13 protein-coding genes and 1 pseudogene are annotated in these 16,098 nt (G+C 72.4%); 1 reads left to right on the plus strand and 13 read right to left on the minus strand.

The annotated features are described in order from the left end of the window. Positions 1 to 2 precede the first annotated feature (2 nt). The 7 genes from kdsA to mutS form a co-directional block, all read right to left on the minus strand. Complete coding sequence (kdsA, locus tag Q8X39_RS18355) at positions 3 to 860, minus strand: 3-deoxy-8-phosphooctulonate synthase (protein ID WP_305751147.1); 858 nt, start codon at positions 858 to 860, stop codon at positions 3 to 5. Further along, positions 857 to 2,521, minus strand: coding sequence for a CTP synthase (locus tag Q8X39_RS18360; protein WP_305751148.1), 1,665 nt, complete (start codon positions 2,519 to 2,521; stop codon positions 857 to 859). The genes kdsA and Q8X39_RS18360 overlap by 4 nt, the downstream gene beginning before the upstream one ends. Before the next feature lie 148 nt (positions 2,522 to 2,669). Next, entirely contained in the window at positions 2,670 to 3,536 is an 867-nt protein-coding gene (gene panC / locus Q8X39_RS18365; protein ID WP_305751149.1) for a pantoate--beta-alanine ligase, read from the minus strand. A 30-nt stretch (positions 3,537 to 3,566) separates the two neighbouring features. Next, a complete protein-coding gene (gene panB, locus Q8X39_RS18370; RefSeq protein ID WP_305751150.1) occupies positions 3,567 to 4,439 on the minus strand; it encodes a 3-methyl-2-oxobutanoate hydroxymethyltransferase in 873 nt (290 codons plus the stop codon). Positions 4,440 to 4,591: 152 nt separating this feature from the next. Then, entirely contained in the window at positions 4,592 to 5,437 is an 846-nt protein-coding gene (locus tag Q8X39_RS18375; RefSeq protein WP_305751151.1) for an alpha/beta fold hydrolase, read from the minus strand. 14 nt (positions 5,438 to 5,451) lie between these two features. Beyond that, positions 5,452 to 6,279, minus strand: a complete 828-nt coding sequence (locus Q8X39_RS18380; protein WP_305751152.1) for a proteasome-type protease — start codon at positions 6,277 to 6,279, stop codon at positions 5,452 to 5,454. Then, positions 6,276 to 9,080: a DNA mismatch repair protein MutS gene (mutS, locus tag Q8X39_RS18385; RefSeq protein ID WP_407068033.1), complete on the minus strand. Its 2,805-nt coding sequence runs from the start codon at positions 9,078 to 9,080 to the stop codon at positions 6,276 to 6,278. The genes Q8X39_RS18380 and mutS overlap by 4 nt, the downstream gene beginning before the upstream one ends. Positions 9,081 to 9,218: 138 nt before the next feature. Here mutS and Q8X39_RS18390 point away from each other — a divergent pair, with 138 nt between their 5' ends. After that, positions 9,219 to 9,893, plus strand: coding sequence for a nitroreductase (locus Q8X39_RS18390; RefSeq protein ID WP_305751153.1), 675 nt, complete (start codon positions 9,219 to 9,221; stop codon positions 9,891 to 9,893). A gap of 114 nt (positions 9,894 to 10,007) precedes the next feature. Here Q8X39_RS18390 and Q8X39_RS18395 read toward each other — a convergent pair whose 3' ends face one another. The 6 genes and pseudogenes from Q8X39_RS18395 to Q8X39_RS18420 all read right to left on the minus strand — a co-directional run. Next, a complete protein-coding gene (locus Q8X39_RS18395; RefSeq protein ID WP_305751154.1) occupies positions 10,008 to 11,195 on the minus strand; it encodes a thiolase family protein in 1,188 nt (395 codons plus the stop codon). Then, on the minus strand, positions 11,174 to 12,643 hold the full coding sequence (locus Q8X39_RS18400) for an AMP-binding protein (protein WP_305751155.1): 1,470 nt from the start codon (positions 12,641 to 12,643) through the stop codon (positions 11,174 to 11,176). The genes Q8X39_RS18395 and Q8X39_RS18400 overlap by 22 nt, the downstream gene beginning before the upstream one ends. A 24-nt stretch (positions 12,644 to 12,667) precedes the next feature. Further along, positions 12,668 to 13,240: a biotin transporter BioY gene (locus tag Q8X39_RS18405; protein ID WP_305751156.1), complete on the minus strand. Its 573-nt coding sequence runs from the start codon at positions 13,238 to 13,240 to the stop codon at positions 12,668 to 12,670. A gap of 23 nt (positions 13,241 to 13,263) precedes the next feature. Beyond that, positions 13,264 to 13,857, minus strand: coding sequence for an energy-coupling factor transporter transmembrane component T (locus Q8X39_RS18410; RefSeq protein WP_305751157.1), 594 nt, complete (start codon positions 13,855 to 13,857; stop codon positions 13,264 to 13,266). A 15-nt stretch (positions 13,858 to 13,872) separates the two neighbouring features. Continuing rightward, the gene (locus tag Q8X39_RS18415; RefSeq protein WP_305751158.1) at positions 13,873 to 14,589 is read right to left on the minus strand and encodes an energy-coupling factor ABC transporter ATP-binding protein; all 717 of its coding nucleotides are present in this window, start codon (positions 14,587 to 14,589) and stop codon (positions 13,873 to 13,875) included. Between the two features lie 458 nt (positions 14,590 to 15,047). After that, positions 15,048 to 16,037 (minus strand): annotated as a pseudogene (locus Q8X39_RS18420) (inositol monophosphatase family protein); the annotation flags it as partial. Between the last annotated feature and the right edge of the window lie 61 nt (positions 16,038 to 16,098).

Below are 16,098 nucleotides of genomic sequence, written 5' to 3' on the forward strand. Positions count from 1 at the left end.
CGTCAGCAGCTGAAGTCGTTCTCGAGCAGCGGTTGCGACTTGACCACGCGGTCGATCGCCACCAGCTGCGCCAGCAGCGCCTTCATGTGCCGCAGCGGCACGGCGTTCGGGCCGTCGCTGAAGGCCTTGGCCGGGTCGGGGTGCGTTTCCATGAACAGGCCGGCCACGCCGACGCCGACGCCCGCGCGTGCCAGCACCGGCACCATCTCGCGGGCACCGCCGCTGGCGCTGCCCAGGCCGCCGGGCTTCTGCACCGAGTGGGTCACGTCGAAGACGACCGGCGCGCCGGAGTTGCGCATCTCGGCCAGGCTGGTCATGTCGGCGACGAGGTTGTTGTAGCCGAAGCTCACGCCCCGCTCGCAGGCCAGGAAGCGGTCTTCCGACAGGCCGGCTTCGCGCGCGGCGGCGCGGGCCTTGTCGATCACGTTCTTCATGTCCCAGGGCGCGAGGAACTGGCCCTTCTTGATGTTCACCGGCTTGCCGCACTGGGCGACCGCGCGGATGAAGTCGGTCTGGCGGCACAGGAAGGCCGGCGTCTGCAGCACGTCGACCACGCTGGCGACCTCGGCCACCTGGGACTCGTCGTGCACGTCGGTCAGCACCGGCAGGCCGGTCTGGCGGCGCACCTCGTCGAGGATCTTCAGGCCCGCTTCCATGCCCACGCCGCGCTGGCTGGTGCCCGAGGAGCGGTTGGCCTTGTCGAAGGAACCCTTGTAGATCAGCGGGATGCCCAGTTCGCCACAGGCTTCCTGGAGCAGCCCGGCGACGTCCAGCGACATCTGCAGGCCCTCGATCGAGCAGGTGCCGGCGATCAGGAAGAAGGGCTGGTCCAGGCCGGCCTCGAAACCGCAGAGCTTCATGCCGTGGTCTCCTTCAGGCGCTGCTGGCGATGCTTCAGCGCCGCGTCGATGTAGCTGATGAACAGCGGATGGCCGTCCCACGGGGTCGACTTGAACTCGGGGTGGAACTGCACGCCGACATACCAGGGATGGACCTCGCGCGGCAGCTCGACCATCTCGGTGAGCTTCTCGCGCTGGGTGATGGCCGAGATGACGAGGCCGGCCTCCTGCAGGCGCTGCAGGTACTTCTCGTTGGCCTCGTAGCGGTGGCGGTGGCGTTCGGTGACGACCGGGCCGTAGATCTCGTGGGCCAGCGTGCCGGGCTTGACGTCCGAACTCTGCGAGCCCAGGCGCATGGTGCCGCCGAGGTCGGAGTTGGCGTCGCGCTTCTGGATCGAGCCGTCGGCGTCCTGCCACTCATCGATCAGGGCGATCACCGGGTGCGGGCCCTCGGGCTCGAACTCGGTCGAGTTGGCACCGGCGAGGCCGGCCTTGTGGCGGGCGTACTCGATGGTCGCGACCTGCATGCCCAGGCAGATGCCCAGGTAGGGGATGCCGTGCTCGCGGGCGTAGCGGGCGGCCTCGATCTTGCCTTCGATGCCGCGCTTGCCGAAGCCGCCGGGCACCAGGATGGCGTCGTAGCGGGCCAGGTCGCCGACGGTGCCGGGCGTCAGGGTCTCGGAGTCGACGTACTCGATGTTGACCTTGGCATGGTGGTGGATGCCGGCGTGGCGCAGCGCCTCGTTGAGCGACTTGTACGAGTCCGACAGCTCGGTGTACTTGCCGGCCATGGCGATCGTGACCTCGGCCTTCGGGTGCTCGACCTCGTGGACCAGGCGGTCCCAGCGGCCCAGGTTGGCCGGGCGCGTGAACAGCTGCAGCTTCATGCAGATCAGCTCGTCCAGGCCCTGCTCGTGCAGCATGCGCGGCACCTTGTAGATGGTGTCGGCATCCCACACCGAGATCACGCCGTGGCGGGCCACGTTGGTGAACAGCGAGATCTTCTCGCGCTCGTCGTCGGGGATGGGCCGGTCGGCGCGGCACAGCAGTGCATCGGGCTGGATGCCGATCTCGCGCATCTTCTGCACCGTGTGCTGGGTCGGCTTGGTCTTGAGCTCGCCGGCCGCCGCGATCCACGGCACGTAGGTCAGGTGGACGAAGGCCGCGTTGTTCGGGCCGGCCTTCAGGCTGAGCTGGCGCACGGCTTCGAGGAAGGGCAGCGACTCGATGTCGCCGACCGTGCCGCCGATCTCGACGATGGCCACGTCGACCGCGTCGTCGGTGCCGATGCCGGCGCCGCGCTTGACGAAGTCCTGGATCTCGTTGGTGACGTGCGGGATGACCTGCACGGTCTTGCCGAGGTAGTCGCCGCGGCGTTCCTTCTCGAGCACGGACTTGTAGATCTGGCCGGTCGTGAAGTTGTTCGACTTCTTCATCCGCGTGGTGATGAAGCGCTCGTAGTGGCCGAGGTCGAGGTCGGTTTCCGCACCGTCGTCGGTGACGAACACCTCGCCGTGCTGGAACGGGCTCATGGTGCCCGGGTCGACGTTGAGGTAGGGATCGAGCTTGATGAGGGTGACCTTCAGACCGCGACTTTCGAGGATCGCGGCCAGCGAAGCTGCCGCGATGCCCTTGCCGAGCGAAGACACCACACCGCCGGTGACGAAGACAAACTTGGTCATGTGGAGCGGCCCTCCCTTGGCGCTCGCGCACCACCCGGAAAGCGGGTGGCGGGGCGGACAGGAGGGCCGTGGTGGTAAAGCGAGATTATAGGTGCGACGACCTGCGCAGGCCGTCGCGACGGGGCTCGCGGCCGCCTGAAGCGGGGGCTCAGCCTTCGACGTTGTCGATCAGCCGGGTGCTGCCCAGCCGGGCCGCGCCCAGGGCGACCAGCGCGATGCCGGCGGCCAGTTCGGCCGGCTCCGGCGCGAGCAGGTCGCTGCGCCGGCGGGCGGTCAGGTAGTCCGGTGCCCAGCCCTGCGCGGCCAGCGCGGCGCGGGCTTCGGCCTCGATCTCATCGAGCTTGGCCGCCGCGCCGTCGCGTCGGACCCGTTCGAGCAGCCCACGCAGCGCCGCCGACAGCTGCAGCGCCTGCGCGCGCTCGGCCTCGCTGAGGTAGCCGTTGCGCGAGGACAGCGCCAGGCCCTGTGCGCTGCGGCGGGTCTCGCCGGCGATGACCTCGATGGGCAGCGCGAACTGCTCGACCAGGCGCCGGATCACCATCAGCTGCTGGTAGTCCTTCTTGCCGAACACGGCCAGCTGCGGCTGCACGATCGTGAACAGCTTCATCACGACGGTGCAGACGCCGGTGAAGAAGCCGGGCCGGAAGTGGCCTTCGAGCAGCTCGGCCAGCGCCGGATCCGGCACCACCTGGTAGCGCTGCGGCTGCGGGTACATCTCGCGCTCGTCGGGCGCGAAGACGAGGTCGCAGCCGGCGCCGGCCAGCAGCTCGGCGTCTCGGGCCAGCGTGCGCGGGTAGCGGTCGAAGTCCTCGTGCGGCGCGAACTGCAGCCGGTTGACGAAGATGCTCGCGACCACCGTGCCGCTGGCGCCGGCACGTTCGCGGGCCTGCCGGACCAGGTCGAGGTGGCCCTCGTGCAGGTTGCCCATGGTCGGGACCAGGGCGATGGCGCCGGTGCCTGCGGGACGGTCCTTCAGGACCTGCCGCAGCGCGGCGATGGTGTGGACGATCTGCATGGCGGACGTCATTCGGGCCGGTGCCGACGTTCAGGCCGCGCTGCCGTAGGCATGCGCCACCGGGTCGGGGAAGTGGCCGGACTTGACCGCCGCGACGTAGGCGGCCAGCGCGGCCTCGGTGGCGACCGCCGCGCCGGTCTGCTCGTCGCGGGCGAAGTTGCGCACGAAGCGCGGCAGCTTGCCGCGGGTCAGGCCCAGCATGTCGTGCAGCACCAGCACCTGGCCGGCGGTGCCGGGTCCGGCACCGATGCCGATGGTGATCATCTGCGGGTTGTCGGACTGCACCGCGCTGGCGACGTCCGTGGGCATCAGCTCCAGCACCATCATCGCGGCGCCGGCCTCGGCCAGTTCGCGGGCATGGGCGCGCAGCGTGGTGGCGCTGGCCGCGTCACGGCCCTGGATGCGGTAGCCGCCCAGCGCATGCACGCTCTGCGGCGTCAGGCCGAGGTGGGCACAGACGGGGATGCCGCGCTCGACCAGGAAGCGCACCGTCTCGGGCGTCCAGCCGCCGCCTTCGAGCTTGACCATCTGCGCACCGGCCTGCATCAGCGCGGCGCTGGCGGCCATGGCCTGCGCGGTGCCCTGCTGGTAGCTGGCAAACGGCAGGTCGGCGATCAGCCAGGCCGCGCCGCCCTGCAGCCCGCGGGCGACGCAGCGGGTGTGGTACGCCATCTCGTCGAGCGTGGTCGGCAGCGTGCTGGTGTGGCCCTGCACCACCATGCCCAGCGAGTCGCCGACCAGCACCGTGTCGATGCCGGCCTCGTCGGCCAGCCGGGCGTAGGTCGCGTCGTAGGCGGTCAGCATGGCGATCTTCTCGCTGCGGGCCTGCATCGCGCGCAGGCTGTGCAGCGTCACCGGCTTGCGCGAGCTGGCGTTGGCGGTGGGGAGGGCGTGGACGCTCATGGTGTTCTCCTGCCGGCGGTGCGGGACCGCGCGGGGGCTCCTCGGTCGGTGGGTGCCCTCTCATGGGGCGTCGGGCGCGGCGGATTCTAGCCACCGCCCGGTCTCATGTTGCAGTGCGGAAACCCTGTCGGCCGGTGCGCATCGGCCCGTGTTCACCGGCCCGCTTCGACACCCATGGCGCGCAGGAGTTCAAGCACCGCCTGCGCCGTTTCCAGCGGCCGCTCCATCGGGTAGAGGTGGCTGCCCTCGATCCAGTGCAGCCGCTCGTGCACCAGCGCCCGGGTGGCGGCCAGGCCGACCTGACGGACCTCGACCGACTGGGTGCCGGCGATGAAGGCGACCGGGCAGCGCGGCGGGTGGCGGCGCAGCATCGCCGCGAACTGGTGCGGCAGGGTGTCGTAGATGCGGGTCTCGATGCGGCGGTCGAAGCGCAGCACCACGCCGGGCCCGTGGGGATCGCCAGCCGGCGCCGGCCCGGTGCCGGCGTCGACGTAGTCCTGCAGCACGCCCGGCGCCCAGCGGGCGAAGGCATGCTTGGCGGCAAAGTGGTCCAGGCAGGCCTGGGCCGAGGGCCAGTGCTGGCGCCGCCGGGCCGAGACCTTGCCGGGCGAGACGCGCGAGATCAGCCGCGTCGCCTTGGCCACCTGCACGCTGTGGGCGCGCCAGCCGGTCAGCACCGGCGAATCGAGCAGCACCAGCGCGCGCACCAGGTCCGGCCGGCGCGAGGCCGTCATCAGGCTCAGGTAGCCGCCCAGCGAATGGCCGACCAGCACGACCGGGCCGCGCGCGGCCTCGGGCCGGGCCGCCTGCAGGGTCTCGAGGTGGTCGATCAGCTGGTCGCGCAGGTGCGGCCAGTTGCCGCTGACCGGGAAGCGCGGGTCGTGGCCGTAGCGGTCGACCGCGTCGACCGTCCAGCCGGCCTCGCGCCAGGGCCCGAACAGCGCCCGGTAGGTGGCGCCGGGGAAGCCGTTGCCGTGGCTGAAGACCAGCGTGTCCATCGCCGGGGCCGGGCTCAGACGATCTTCTCGCCGGCGTGGCCGATCTTCTTCATCGGCTCGTGACGCTCGGAGCCGACCATCAGCGGATGGTTCGCGTCGCCACCGTCCCAGACCGGGTCGTCGATGCCCTCGAACACCTCGCGCAGGCGCTCGCCCCAGGTCTCGTGGATCATCTTGAAGTAGGGGTTGCGCTCGTCGATGCAGACGACCTGATCGGCCTGCAGGCTGTCGGCGCGGTAGACCAGCAGGTCCAGCGGCAGGCCGACGCTGAGGTTGGACTTGAGGGTCGAGTCCATCGACACCAGCGCGCACTTGGCGGCCTCGTCCAGCGGCGTGGTCGGCGTCAGCACCCGGTCCAGGATGGGCTTGCCGTACTTGCTCTCGCCGATCTGGAAAAAGCAGGTCTCGCGCGTGGCCTCGATGAAGTTGCCGGCCGAATAGACCAGGAACAGCCGCATCGCCTCGTTGCCGATCTGGCCGCCGAGGATGAAGCTGGCGACGAAGTCGATGCCGGCCTGCTTGAGCGACGGACCGTCCTGCTGGTAGACCCGCCGCACCGCCGAGCCCAGCACGCGGGCCACGTCGAACATGCTCTTGGCGTTCCAGATGCTGATGGGCTCCTCGCCCTCGCCGGCGGGGATCTTCTCGACCTGCAGGATCTCGCGCACCGACTGCGAGATGCTCAGGTTGCCGGCCGACAGCAGGCACATGAAGCGGTCGCCCGGCTTCTCGTAGACGATCATCTTGCGGAAGGTGGAGATCGCGTCCAGGCCCGCGTTGGTGCGCGAGTCCGACAGGAAGACGAGGCCGGCGTTGAGCCGAAGGCCGATGCAGTAGGTCATGGCGTCTGGGGTGGAAGGCGTGAGGGTTTCAGGACCTGGCGGCGTCGTTGACTCGGATCGCCCAGGTCATGACGCAGCTGGCGCAGTTCGTAGAGTCGGGCCAGCGCCTCGCGCGGGCTCATCTGGTCGGGGTCGGATTGGTCCAGCGCGGCCAGCAGCCGGGCCAGCGTCGGGTCGGGGCGGGTGGCGGCGCGGTCGTCGCGGCGGTCGGTCCCGTTCATCTCATCCGGGCTGATCTCGTCGGGCGACGGCGCCAGCGGCGCGGCGAACAGGTCGATCTGCGCGGCGCCGGCCTGCTGCTGCGATTCCAGCTGCTCCAGCGCGAGCCGGGCCTGGCGCAGCACCGCGCCGGGCATGCCGGCCAGGCGCGCGACCTGCACGCCGTAGCTGCGGCTGGCCGGGCCGGCCTCGATCGCGTGCAGGAAGACGATGTCCTCGCCGCTCTCGACCGCCGAGACGTGGCAGTTCAGCGCATGGCGGTGGCGGGCCGGGAACTCGGTCAGCTCGAAGTAGTGGGTCGCGAACAGCGTGAACGAGCGGTTGCGGTCATGCAGATGGCTGGCGATCGCGCCGGCCAGGGCCAGGCCGTCGAAGGTCGAGGTGCCGCGGCCGATCTCGTCCATCAGCACCAGCGAATGTTCGGTGGCCGCATGCAGGATGGCGCTGGCCTCGGTCATCTCCAGCATGAAGGTCGACTGCGCGTTGGCCAGGTCGTCGGCCGCGCCGATGCGGGTATGGATCGCATCGATCGGCCCGAGCCGGCAGCGCGCGGCCGGCACATGCGAGCCGATCGCGGCCAGCAGCGCGATCACCGCGACCTGGCGCATGAAGGTGCTCTTGCCGCCCATGTTCGGTCCGGTCACGATCAGCATGCGCCGGCTGCTGTCCATGCGGCAGTCGTTGGCGATGAAGCTGCCGCCGGCCGTCTCCGCCAGCCGCGCCTCGACCACCGGATGGCGGCCCTGCTCGATCTCGATGCACGGGTGCGTGACGAACTCCGGCGCGCGCCAGCCCAGCGTGGCCGAGCGCTCGGCCAGCGCGGCCAGCACGTCCAGCGTCGCCAGCGCCCGGCCCAGCTCGGACAGCGCGACCAGGTGCGCCATCAGCTGGTCCAGCACCTGCTCGTAGAGCCACTTCTCGCGGCCCAGCGCACGTTCCTGGGCCGACAGCGCCTTGTCCTCGAAGGCCTTCAGCTCGGGCGTGATGTAGCGCTCGGCGTTCTTCAGCGTCTGGCGGCGCTGGTAGCGCGAGGGCACCTTGTCGACCTGGCCCTGCGTGACCTCGATGTAGAAGCCGTGCACCTTGTTGAACTGCACCCGCAGATTGCCGATGCCGGTGGCGGCGCGCTCGCGCACCTCCAGGTCGAGCAGGAAGGCGTCGCAGTTCGTGCCGATGGCGCGCAGCTCGTCCAGGTCGGCGTCGTAGCCCGGCGCGATCACGCCGCCATCGCGCAGCAGCACGGCCGGTTCGGCGGCGATGGCCGCAGCCAGCAGCGCCGCGATGGCGGCATCGGGTTGCAGCGCCTCGTGCAACGCGGCCAGCAGCGGCGCGCCGTCCGGGTCCCGGCCTTCGGGCACGACCTGGCGCAGTCCGGGCAGCCGCTGCAGCGTCTCGCGCAGGCCAGCCAGCTCGCGCGGACGGATCTGGCGCAGCGCCAGGCGGGCGGCGATGCGCTGCACGTCGCTGACCTCGCGCAGCGCCTCGCGCAGCGGCCCGGTGGCACGCGCGTCCTGCAGCACCGCCAGCGCGGCCAGGCGCTCGCGCGCCTCGCGGCGATCCCGGCGCGGGTTGGTCAGCCACTCGCGCAGCAGCCGGCTGCCCATGCCGGTGCGGCAGGTGTCGAGCAGCGACAGCAGCGTCGGCGCGCGTTCGCCGCGCAGCGTCTCGGTCAGCTCCAGGTTGCGGTGCGTCGCCGGCGGAAGTTCCAGGAGCTCGCTGGCGCGCTCGACCACCAGCCGGTTGACGTGCGCCAGTGCGCGGCCCTGGGTGTGTTCGGCATAGCTCAGCAGCGCGGCGGCGGCGGCATGGGCCAGGCCCAGGTCCTGCGCGTTGACGCCCACGAGGTTGGCGACCTTGAGCTGGTCGCGCAGCTTGCGCGCGCCCAGCGCGGTGTCGAACTGCCAGCCGGGCCGGCGCGTCAGCGGCACGCCGGCCGTCAGCAGCGCCGCGGGCAGCTTGCCGTCGTCCGATCCGCCATCGCGGTCCGCGCTCAGCAGCACCTCGGCCGGCTGCAGCCGCGCCAGCCAGGCCGGCAGCTCGGCGGCACTGCACTCGGTCAGGCCGAGCTGACCGCTGGCCAGCGCCAGCCAGGCCAGTCCGTAGACCGTCTGGTTGCCGCTGCCCTGGGCCTTCGACAGCGCCAGCAGCCGGTTCTCCTCGCGCTCGGCCAGCAACTCGGTGTCGGTGATCGTGCCGGGCGTGACCACGCGCACGACCTTGCGCTCGACCGGCCCCTTGCCCGCGCCGACCTCGCCGACCTGTTCGGCGATCGCCACCGACACGCCCAGCCGGATCAGCTTGGCGAGGTAGTTCTCCAGCGCCTGCACCGGCACGCCGGCCATCACCACCGGCTCGCCGTTGCTCTGCCCGCGCGTGGTCAGCGTGATGTCGATCAGCCGGTTCGCGGTGCGGGCGTCCTCGTAGAAGACCTCGTAGAAATCGCCCATCCGGTAGAGCACCAGCGTGTCCGGGAACTCGGCCTTGATGCGCAGGTACTGCGCCATCATGGGCGTGTGGCCGGCGAAGTCGTTCGCCGTCGCAGCGTGGCTGCCGGCGTGGGGCGGGCGAGGGTCGTCGGACATCGGCAGGTGCGGCAGGTGCGGCGGAGGCGGCGCGGGTGAGCTGGACTGGTCTGGGGAAAGCCCGGTATTAGACAGGACGGTGGCTGCGCACGCCGCGGGGCCGGGGCGACGGCTGGCTGCTTCCTAGAATCCGCGCCCATGCCCGTGGTCACCGCCCTCGACACCCTGCGCCAGCGCCGCTCCATCCGCGCCTTCCTGCCGACGCCGGTGGCCGACGAGCAGTTGTTCGACCTGCTGCGCATCGCCCGTCAGGCGCCCAGCGGTGCCAACCTGCAGCCGGGCGAGTTCATCGCGGTGCGCGGTGCGGCGCGCGAGCGACTGGGCGAGCGGCTCACGCAGGCCTGGCGTGACGGTGAGCCGGCGCGCGAGGACTACAGCTACTTCCCGCAGCCCATGCCCAAGCTGCTGCGGCGTCGTCAGGTGGCGGCCGCGCAGGCGCTCTATGGCGCGATCGGGGTGGGGCGCGAGGACCGGGCCGGGCGCGATGCGCAGTTCGCTCGCAACTTCCGCTTCTTCGACGCGCCGGTGGCGTTGATCGTCACCATCGACCGCCGCGTGGGCACCGGCTGCTACATGGACCTCGGCATGGCCCTGTACGGCCTGATGCTGGCGGCCGAGGCGCAGGGCCTGGCCAGCTGCGCGATCGGCGCCATGGCCTCCTGGCCCGACCTGATCCGCGCCGAGCTGGGCCTGGACGACGACACCGCCATCGTCTGCGGCATGGCCATCGGCCACGCCGACCCGGACGCGCCGGTCAACCGGACGGTGACGGCGCGCGAGCCGCTGGAGAGCTTTTTCCGCGTCGTGGGGTGAAGGGGGCGGCGGTTGCGTTCAACCCCGTTGAGGCGAGGTGGCCGTCGGGCTGGTGCCGCCAGCCAGCGGTCCAGAACCGTCTTGAACACGCTGCCAGGCGATGCTTGACGCCCGCTACACCCGCTCCACCACCACCGCCGCCCCCAGCCCGCCCGCTGCGGCGATCGATGCCAGACCGGTCGAACCGGGTTGGCCTGCCCGCCGCAGATCCGCCAGCACGCGCACCAGCGCGATGGCGCCGGAGGCGCCGATCGGGTGGCCGCGCGACAGGCCGCCGCCGCGTCGGTTGAGGTGGGATGGGTCCAGCCCCAGTGCCGCCGCGATGTGCAGGGCCTGGACGGCGAAGGCGTCGTGCAGTTCGATGGCGGCGAGGCTGGCCAGGTCGGCCAGACCGGCGCGGGACAGGGCGAGCCGGATCGCCTGCGCGGCCGCTGCCATCGGTCGTTCGGGATTGCCGCCGGTCATCGCACCGGAGCGCCAGCGGGCACAGGGCGAGAGGCCGAGTCGCGTGCTGGCGGCCTCGCTGGCCAGCAGCAGCATCGCCGCGCCGTCGGCCCGTGGCGAGAGACCCAGCAGGCTGGGTGCGTGGACGGGGTCCGTGTCGGCCGAGGCCTGTTCGTTGCCCAGGCCGGTGGCGGTGCGCCAGGCCGGCGGCAGGCGCGCGACGCGGCTGGCGTCGATGAGGCGGGGACAGGCGTCGCGCGCCAGGCCGGCGATCGGCTCGATCTCATCGGCCAGGTCGGCGCGCGACGCGACGGCGCGCCGGTGGCTGGTGACCGCCCAGGCGTCCTGCATCGCGCGGGTGATGCCGGCCTCGCGTGCCCAGGCGGTGGCCGCCGCCAGCAGGTCGGGGTCACGGGCCGGATCCGGCGCGAAGGCCGGGCGTTCGTAGGGCAGCGGATCCGCGTCGACCCGCAGCGGCCGATGGGCGCGGACGGGGGCGCGGCTCCAGGCCTCGACACCGCCGGCGATGACGACCTCGGCCTGGCCGCTGGCGACCAGGCTGGCGGCCAGCGTGATGGCGTCCAGGCCGGCGTCGCACTGGCTGTCGATGGACAGCGCGCCGACCCGGTCGGGCAGGCCGGCGGCCAGCGCGACCAGGCGGGCCGGGTTGCCGCCCGCACCGAGCGCGTTGCCGACCAGCACGAGGTCGACCGTCTCGCCGGCCATGTCGCTGCGGGCCAGCAGGGCACGCAGCAGCGGCGCGCCGAGGTCATGTGCCGTCAGCGCCGACAAGGCACCGCCCACCGGCGCGACCGCGCTGCGCCGCGCGTCGACGATCAGGACGTCGCGTGCAGCCATGGCGGTTCCTGGCCGTCGCCGGTGTCGAAGGCACGGGCGATGGCGCCGTGGTCGGTCTTGCCGCTGCGCGTCAGGGGCCAGTGGCCGGGCGCGGCGATCCACCAGCGGCGCGGCAGCTTGTAGGGCTCCAGCGCGGCGCGACAGGCCTGCGCCAGGCGGGCGACGAGCGCGTCGTGGTCGACCGGATCGGCGGGATGCTGCGACTCGTCCAGCTTCAGCACGGCGACCACGCGCTTGCCGCGCACGGCGTCCGGCAGGCCCAGCACCGAGGCGGCGAGCACGCCGGGCTGGGCTTCGAGCACGGCCTCGACCTCTTCCGGGAACAGGTTGCGGCCCTGCGTGACGACCATGCGGTTCTCGCGCCCGTGCAGCCAGAGTCGCCCGTGTTCATCGAGCCTGCCGCGATCGCGCACCGACAGCCAGGTGCCGCGCGCGTCGTCGCTGCGGATCGCGGCGGTGGCCGGGTCGGGACTGCCGACGTAGTCGGAGAACAGCATCGCGCTGCGCACGTGGATGCGGCCAGACGCGTCCGGGTCGTCGGCCGGCAGGCGGTCGCGGATCTCGACCTCGACGCCGTCGAAGGGCCGGCCGACCACGGCGGTCGGCACGTTCGCGTCGGCCTCCTGCCAGGCGATGAAGCTGGCCTCGGAGGCGCCGTAGAACTCGATCAGCCGGGCGTTCGGGAACAGCGCCTGCAGCGCCGGGGTGTGGGCGCGGGCCCAGGGCGCGCCGCTGATCAGGATCATCCGCGTCGCGGTGATGGGCGCCAGCGCCCGACGCTGTGCCTGCGTCAGCAGCATCAGCAGCTGGCTGGGCACGGCGACCAGCACGGAGGCCGCGCCGTCGGCCAGCGTCGCCAGGGTGCGGGCGGCCGAATGGCGTTCCTGCACGAGGCTGCCGCCGCCGGTCCACAGGCCCAGCAGCATGCCGAACAGGAACAGCGAATGCGACACGCGACCGGGCGCCAGCACGGTGCCGCAGACCTCGGGCCCGAAGGTGTCGACGCAGGTGCGCAAGCTCTCGGTCCAGGACCGGTGGTGACGCCGGAAGCCCTTGGGCTGGCCGGTGCTGCCCGAGGTGTAGCCGACATAGAAAGGCGCCAGCGCGCCATCGGCCGGTGGCGTGGCGGGCAGGCCGTCGAGCTGGCGCGTGACGGCCGCGCGCACCGGGCCGGGCCAGTCCGGATCGCCGACCGCGGCGCAGCGTCCGCTGGCGATCGTGGCGAGGAAGTCCAGCAGCTGGTCCAGCGTCGACGCGGCCGGGTCGATCAGGCGGTGGTCCGCCGCGTGCGAGGCATCGAGCGCGGCGGCGCGCTCATGGACCTGGGCCTGCAGCGTGGCGAAGTCGAGCCTGCGGTGCTCGTTGGCCAGCGCGAGCTGCTGCGGACGATCGAGCGCCCAGTGCGCGAGCGGCGCGTGGACGCGGTCGAAAGGGGGCAGGTCGGGCATCGCCGGGTGCGGGCGATGCGGGGCTCAGCGGGCGTTGCCGCCGCCCAGCTGCCAGTCGGGCAGGCCACGCGCGACGGTGTGCACGACGCCGGCGGTGACCACCGCCTTGATCAGGTCGCCCGGCACGAACAGCAGCGTGCCCAGCAAGGCCTTGGCCGCCGGCAGCTGCGCGATCAGCATCAGCCCGACGACGCCGCAGGCATGCACCACCAGGAGGCCGCCGGCGACGGCGGCGAAGAAGGCGCTGACGGCAGCGCGGCGCGGCGCGGCGGTCGGCAGGGCCTGCATCACCAGGGCGGTGACCCAGGCGCCCAGCGGCCAGCCGATCAGGTAGCCGGCCGACGGCGCGAAAAACACCGCCGGGCCGCCCCGGCCGCCCGACAGCAGCGGCAGGCCCAGCGCGACAGCGGCCAGCAGCAGGGCCACGGCCAGGAAGGCCTGGCGCGGTCGCAGCAGCGCACCGGCCAGCATCACGCCCAGGGTCTGCAGCGTGATGGGGACGCCCAGGGGCAGGTCGATCTTGGGGATCAGGCCGAACACGGCGATGAGCGCAGCGAACAGCGAGACGGTGGCGATCTGGCGGGAAGAGTTGTTCATGGGACTGCTCGGGATGAAGCCGGTCAACGGCCAAGGCGGACGTGCAGAGTATCGGCCACGCGTCGTGCGGCCAGCAGCATCTGGAGGGTCAGCGGGGCCAGCAGACGCAGCCCGCCCGGACGACCGGTGCGCAGGCGATGGGCCTCGTCGAGCTGCTGCCAGCGGGCGAAGAAATGCTCGGTGTAGCGCAGCATGAGCGCGAGGTGCAGCGCGAAGCGTGACGGGTCCAGGCCGAGGTGGCGCAGCGGCTGCAGCAGCCGCTCGATGACCTCGACCAGGTCGGCCGGCCGGGTGGTCAGCGTCAGTGCGAGACCCAGCGCGGTGGTGCAGACCAGGCGCAGCGCGGCGACGAGGCCGAGCGGCACGGTGCCCAGGAGCGCATGCAGGCCGACCAGCAGCGCGGCGACGACCAGCGTGACGGTCATCGGCCGGCGCGCGCCACGTCCGGCCGGGCCGAGCGAGGCCAGCAAGCCCAGCGCGGCGACCGCCGCCACGGCCAGCGCGAGCGCATCGGTCGTCAGCGCCAGCGCCAGTCCGCCCCCGGCCAGCGCCGCGAGCTTGAGGCCGGCCGGCACGCGGTGCAGCCAGCTCGGGGTGTCGGCGTAGAGGCTCAGCACGGCGGCGGCGTCGGTTCAGGCGCCCGGGCGGACGGACCTGCCGGCCACGCGCTGGGCGACGTCGGCCTCGTAGGCCGCGCAGACCTCGGCGCCGGGGCCATCGGCGCGCACCCGGCCGCGTTCCAGCCAGAGCACGCGAGCGAAGTCGCGCACCGGGTCGAGCAGGTGGGTCGACACCAGCACCTGGGCCGGCGCGCGGCGGATCTCCTCGCGCAGCCAGGCCTGGCCGGGCAGGTCCAGGCTGGCATAGGGCTCGTCGAGCAGGCGCACGCGCGGGGCGGCCAGGTCCAGCGCCAGCCAGCAGACGAACTGGCGCTGGCCATGGCTGAGGCTGGCGATCGCGCGCGGCGCCCAGTCGGCCAGACCGCGCCGGCCGAGTGCCTCGCGGGCGGCGGCCTGGGCGTCGCGGCGGCTGGCACCGGCGGCCTGCGGGCCGAGCGCGAGTTCTTCCTCGACGGTCGGGAAGATGATCTGTTCGTCGGGGTTCTGGAACATCAGCCCGATGCGGCCGGGCGGCAGCGGCGCGCCGGCGAGCGCCTGCCCATCGACCGTCACGCGGCCGGCCTGTGGGCGCTCCAGCCCGCACAGCAGGCGCAGCAGGCTGCTCTTGCCGGCGCCGTTGTCACCGACCAGACCGATGCGGGGCTCGGTCAGCGACAGCGTCAGGCCGTCAAAGACAGGGGTGGCGCCACGTCGCAGCGTCAGGTCGCTCAGGTGCAGGCCGGCCGTCATCGGCAGGGGCCGGCTCAGAACGGGGCGTCGTCGCTGCGCTTGCGGCCGCGCGGGGCCGGACCGGCCGAGCGGGTGCCACCGCTCGGGCCGCTGGCATCGGCGCTCGGGCGCATGCCGGGACGCTTGGGCGGCGGGCCGCCGCGGGCGGGGTCGCGGTCGTTGCCACGCTCAGTGCCGCGATCCACACCACGCGGGCCAGCCGAGCGGCCACGCGGGCCCTCCGGCGCGGCGGGCGGGGGCGGCGGCAGGTCTTCCTTGCGGATGCGGGTCGGCTTGCGCACCGTCACCACCGGCGCGGGCGCATCGGCGGCGGGCATGGGCTCGAAGGCGGCGGCCAGGGCCTGGGCCGGCGACAGCCTGGGCTCGAAGGGGCGCGACGCGGCGGTGCTGGTGGTCGCGAAGGCATAGGGCACGTCGTCGGCGGCAGCGGCTTCGGCCGGCGCGTCATGCGCAGCATCGGCTGAATCGGCAGCAGCGCCAGCAGCGGCTTCGACCGCCTCGGCCGCCGCGCCCTGGTAGGCGCCCGGGGGCACGCCAGCGGTGGCGATGAAGGTCTCGGTCGCGTCGGTCTCGATGCCGCCCACGCCGGTGTAGGGCTTGCCGGTGGTGGAGGCGCCGACCTCGGGCTTGTCGTCGGCGATCACGCGGGTGTAGGGCTTGAGGATCTGCACCAGCTGGGCGTAGATCTTGGGCGAGCCGCAGACCAGTTCCTTCTGGTACAGGAAGTCGGCCTCGCCGGTGAAGTTGCCGACCAGGCCACCGGCCTCGGTGATGATCAGCGAGCCGGCGGCGACGTCCCAGGGGCTCAGGCCGGTCTCGAAGAAGCCGTCCAGCCAGCCGGCCGCGACGTAGCACAGGTCCAGCGCGGCGGCACCCGGGCGGCGCAGGCCGGCGCAGGAGGTCATGACGTCCTCGAACATCCGCATGTAGCGCTTGAAGTTGTCGCCTTTGCGGAAGGGGAAGCCGGTGCCGATCAGCGCTTCCATCATGCGGATGCGCTTGGACACGCGCAGGCGCTTGTCGTTGAGGAAGGCGCCGCGGCCCTTGGTGGCGTAGAACAGGTCGTTGCGGTTCGGGTCGTAGACCACCGCCTGCTCGACCTTGCCCTTGTAGGCCAGCGCGATCGACACGGCGTACTGCGGGTGGCCGTGGATGAAGTTGGTCGTGCCGTCCAGCGGATCGATGATCCAGGTGTAGTCGCTGTGCTTGGAGCCGTGCTCGCGGCCCGATTCCTCGGCCAGGATGGCGTGGTTCGGGTAGGCCTGCAGGATGACGTCGATGACCGCTGCCTCGGCCGCCTGGTCGACTTCGGTGACGAAATCGTTGTGCCCCTTGCTGGTGACGGTGAGCCGGTCGACGTCCTGGCTGGCCCGGCTGATCACCGCGCCACCGGCACGGGCCGCCTTGACGGCAATGTTGAGCATCGGGTGCAGGTTCGTTTGCGACATGGCGGCGTGCGTCTCGGGTGGGATGGCTGCCGCGGGCGCAGGCTGCGCGGCGGCGGGCAAG

Origin of the sequence: Leptothrix discophora (genome assembly GCF_030705305.1) — a bacterium.
In the GTDB taxonomy this organism is placed as follows: Bacteria; Pseudomonadota; Gammaproteobacteria; order Burkholderiales; family Burkholderiaceae_C; genus Sphaerotilus; species Sphaerotilus discophorus.

Bases quoted from the DNA above. Each gene is read 5' to 3' on its own strand.
- kdsA (WP_305751147.1), bottom strand. From the start codon at position 860: ATGAAGCTCTGCGGTTTCGAGGCCGGCCTGGACCAGCCCTTCTTCCTG.
- Q8X39_RS18360 (WP_305751148.1), bottom strand. From the start codon at position 2,521: ATGACCAAGTTTGTCTTCGTCACCGGCGGTGTGGTGTCTTCGCTCGGC.
- panC (WP_305751149.1), bottom strand. From the start codon at position 3,536: ATGCAGATCGTCCACACCATCGCCGCGCTGCGGCAGGTCCTGAAGGAC.
- panB (WP_305751150.1), bottom strand. From the start codon at position 4,439: ATGAGCGTCCACGCCCTCCCCACCGCCAACGCCAGCTCGCGCAAGCCG.
- Q8X39_RS18375 (WP_305751151.1), bottom strand. From the start codon at position 5,437: ATGGACACGCTGGTCTTCAGCCACGGCAACGGCTTCCCCGGCGCCACC.
- Q8X39_RS18380 (WP_305751152.1), bottom strand. From the start codon at position 6,279: ATGACCTACTGCATCGGCCTTCGGCTCAACGCCGGCCTCGTCTTCCTG.
- mutS (WP_407068033.1), bottom strand. From the start codon at position 9,080: ATGTCCGACGACCCTCGCCCGCCCCACGCCGGCAGCCACGCTGCGACG.
- Q8X39_RS18390 (WP_305751153.1), top strand. From the start codon at position 9,219: ATGCCCGTGGTCACCGCCCTCGACACCCTGCGCCAGCGCCGCTCCATC.
- Q8X39_RS18395 (WP_305751154.1), bottom strand. From the start codon at position 11,195: ATGGCTGCACGCGACGTCCTGATCGTCGACGCGCGGCGCAGCGCGGTC.
- Q8X39_RS18400 (WP_305751155.1), bottom strand. From the start codon at position 12,643: ATGCCCGACCTGCCCCCTTTCGACCGCGTCCACGCGCCGCTCGCGCAC.
- Q8X39_RS18405 (WP_305751156.1), bottom strand. From the start codon at position 13,240: ATGAACAACTCTTCCCGCCAGATCGCCACCGTCTCGCTGTTCGCTGCG.
- Q8X39_RS18415 (WP_305751158.1), bottom strand. From the start codon at position 14,589: ATGACGGCCGGCCTGCACCTGAGCGACCTGACGCTGCGACGTGGCGCC.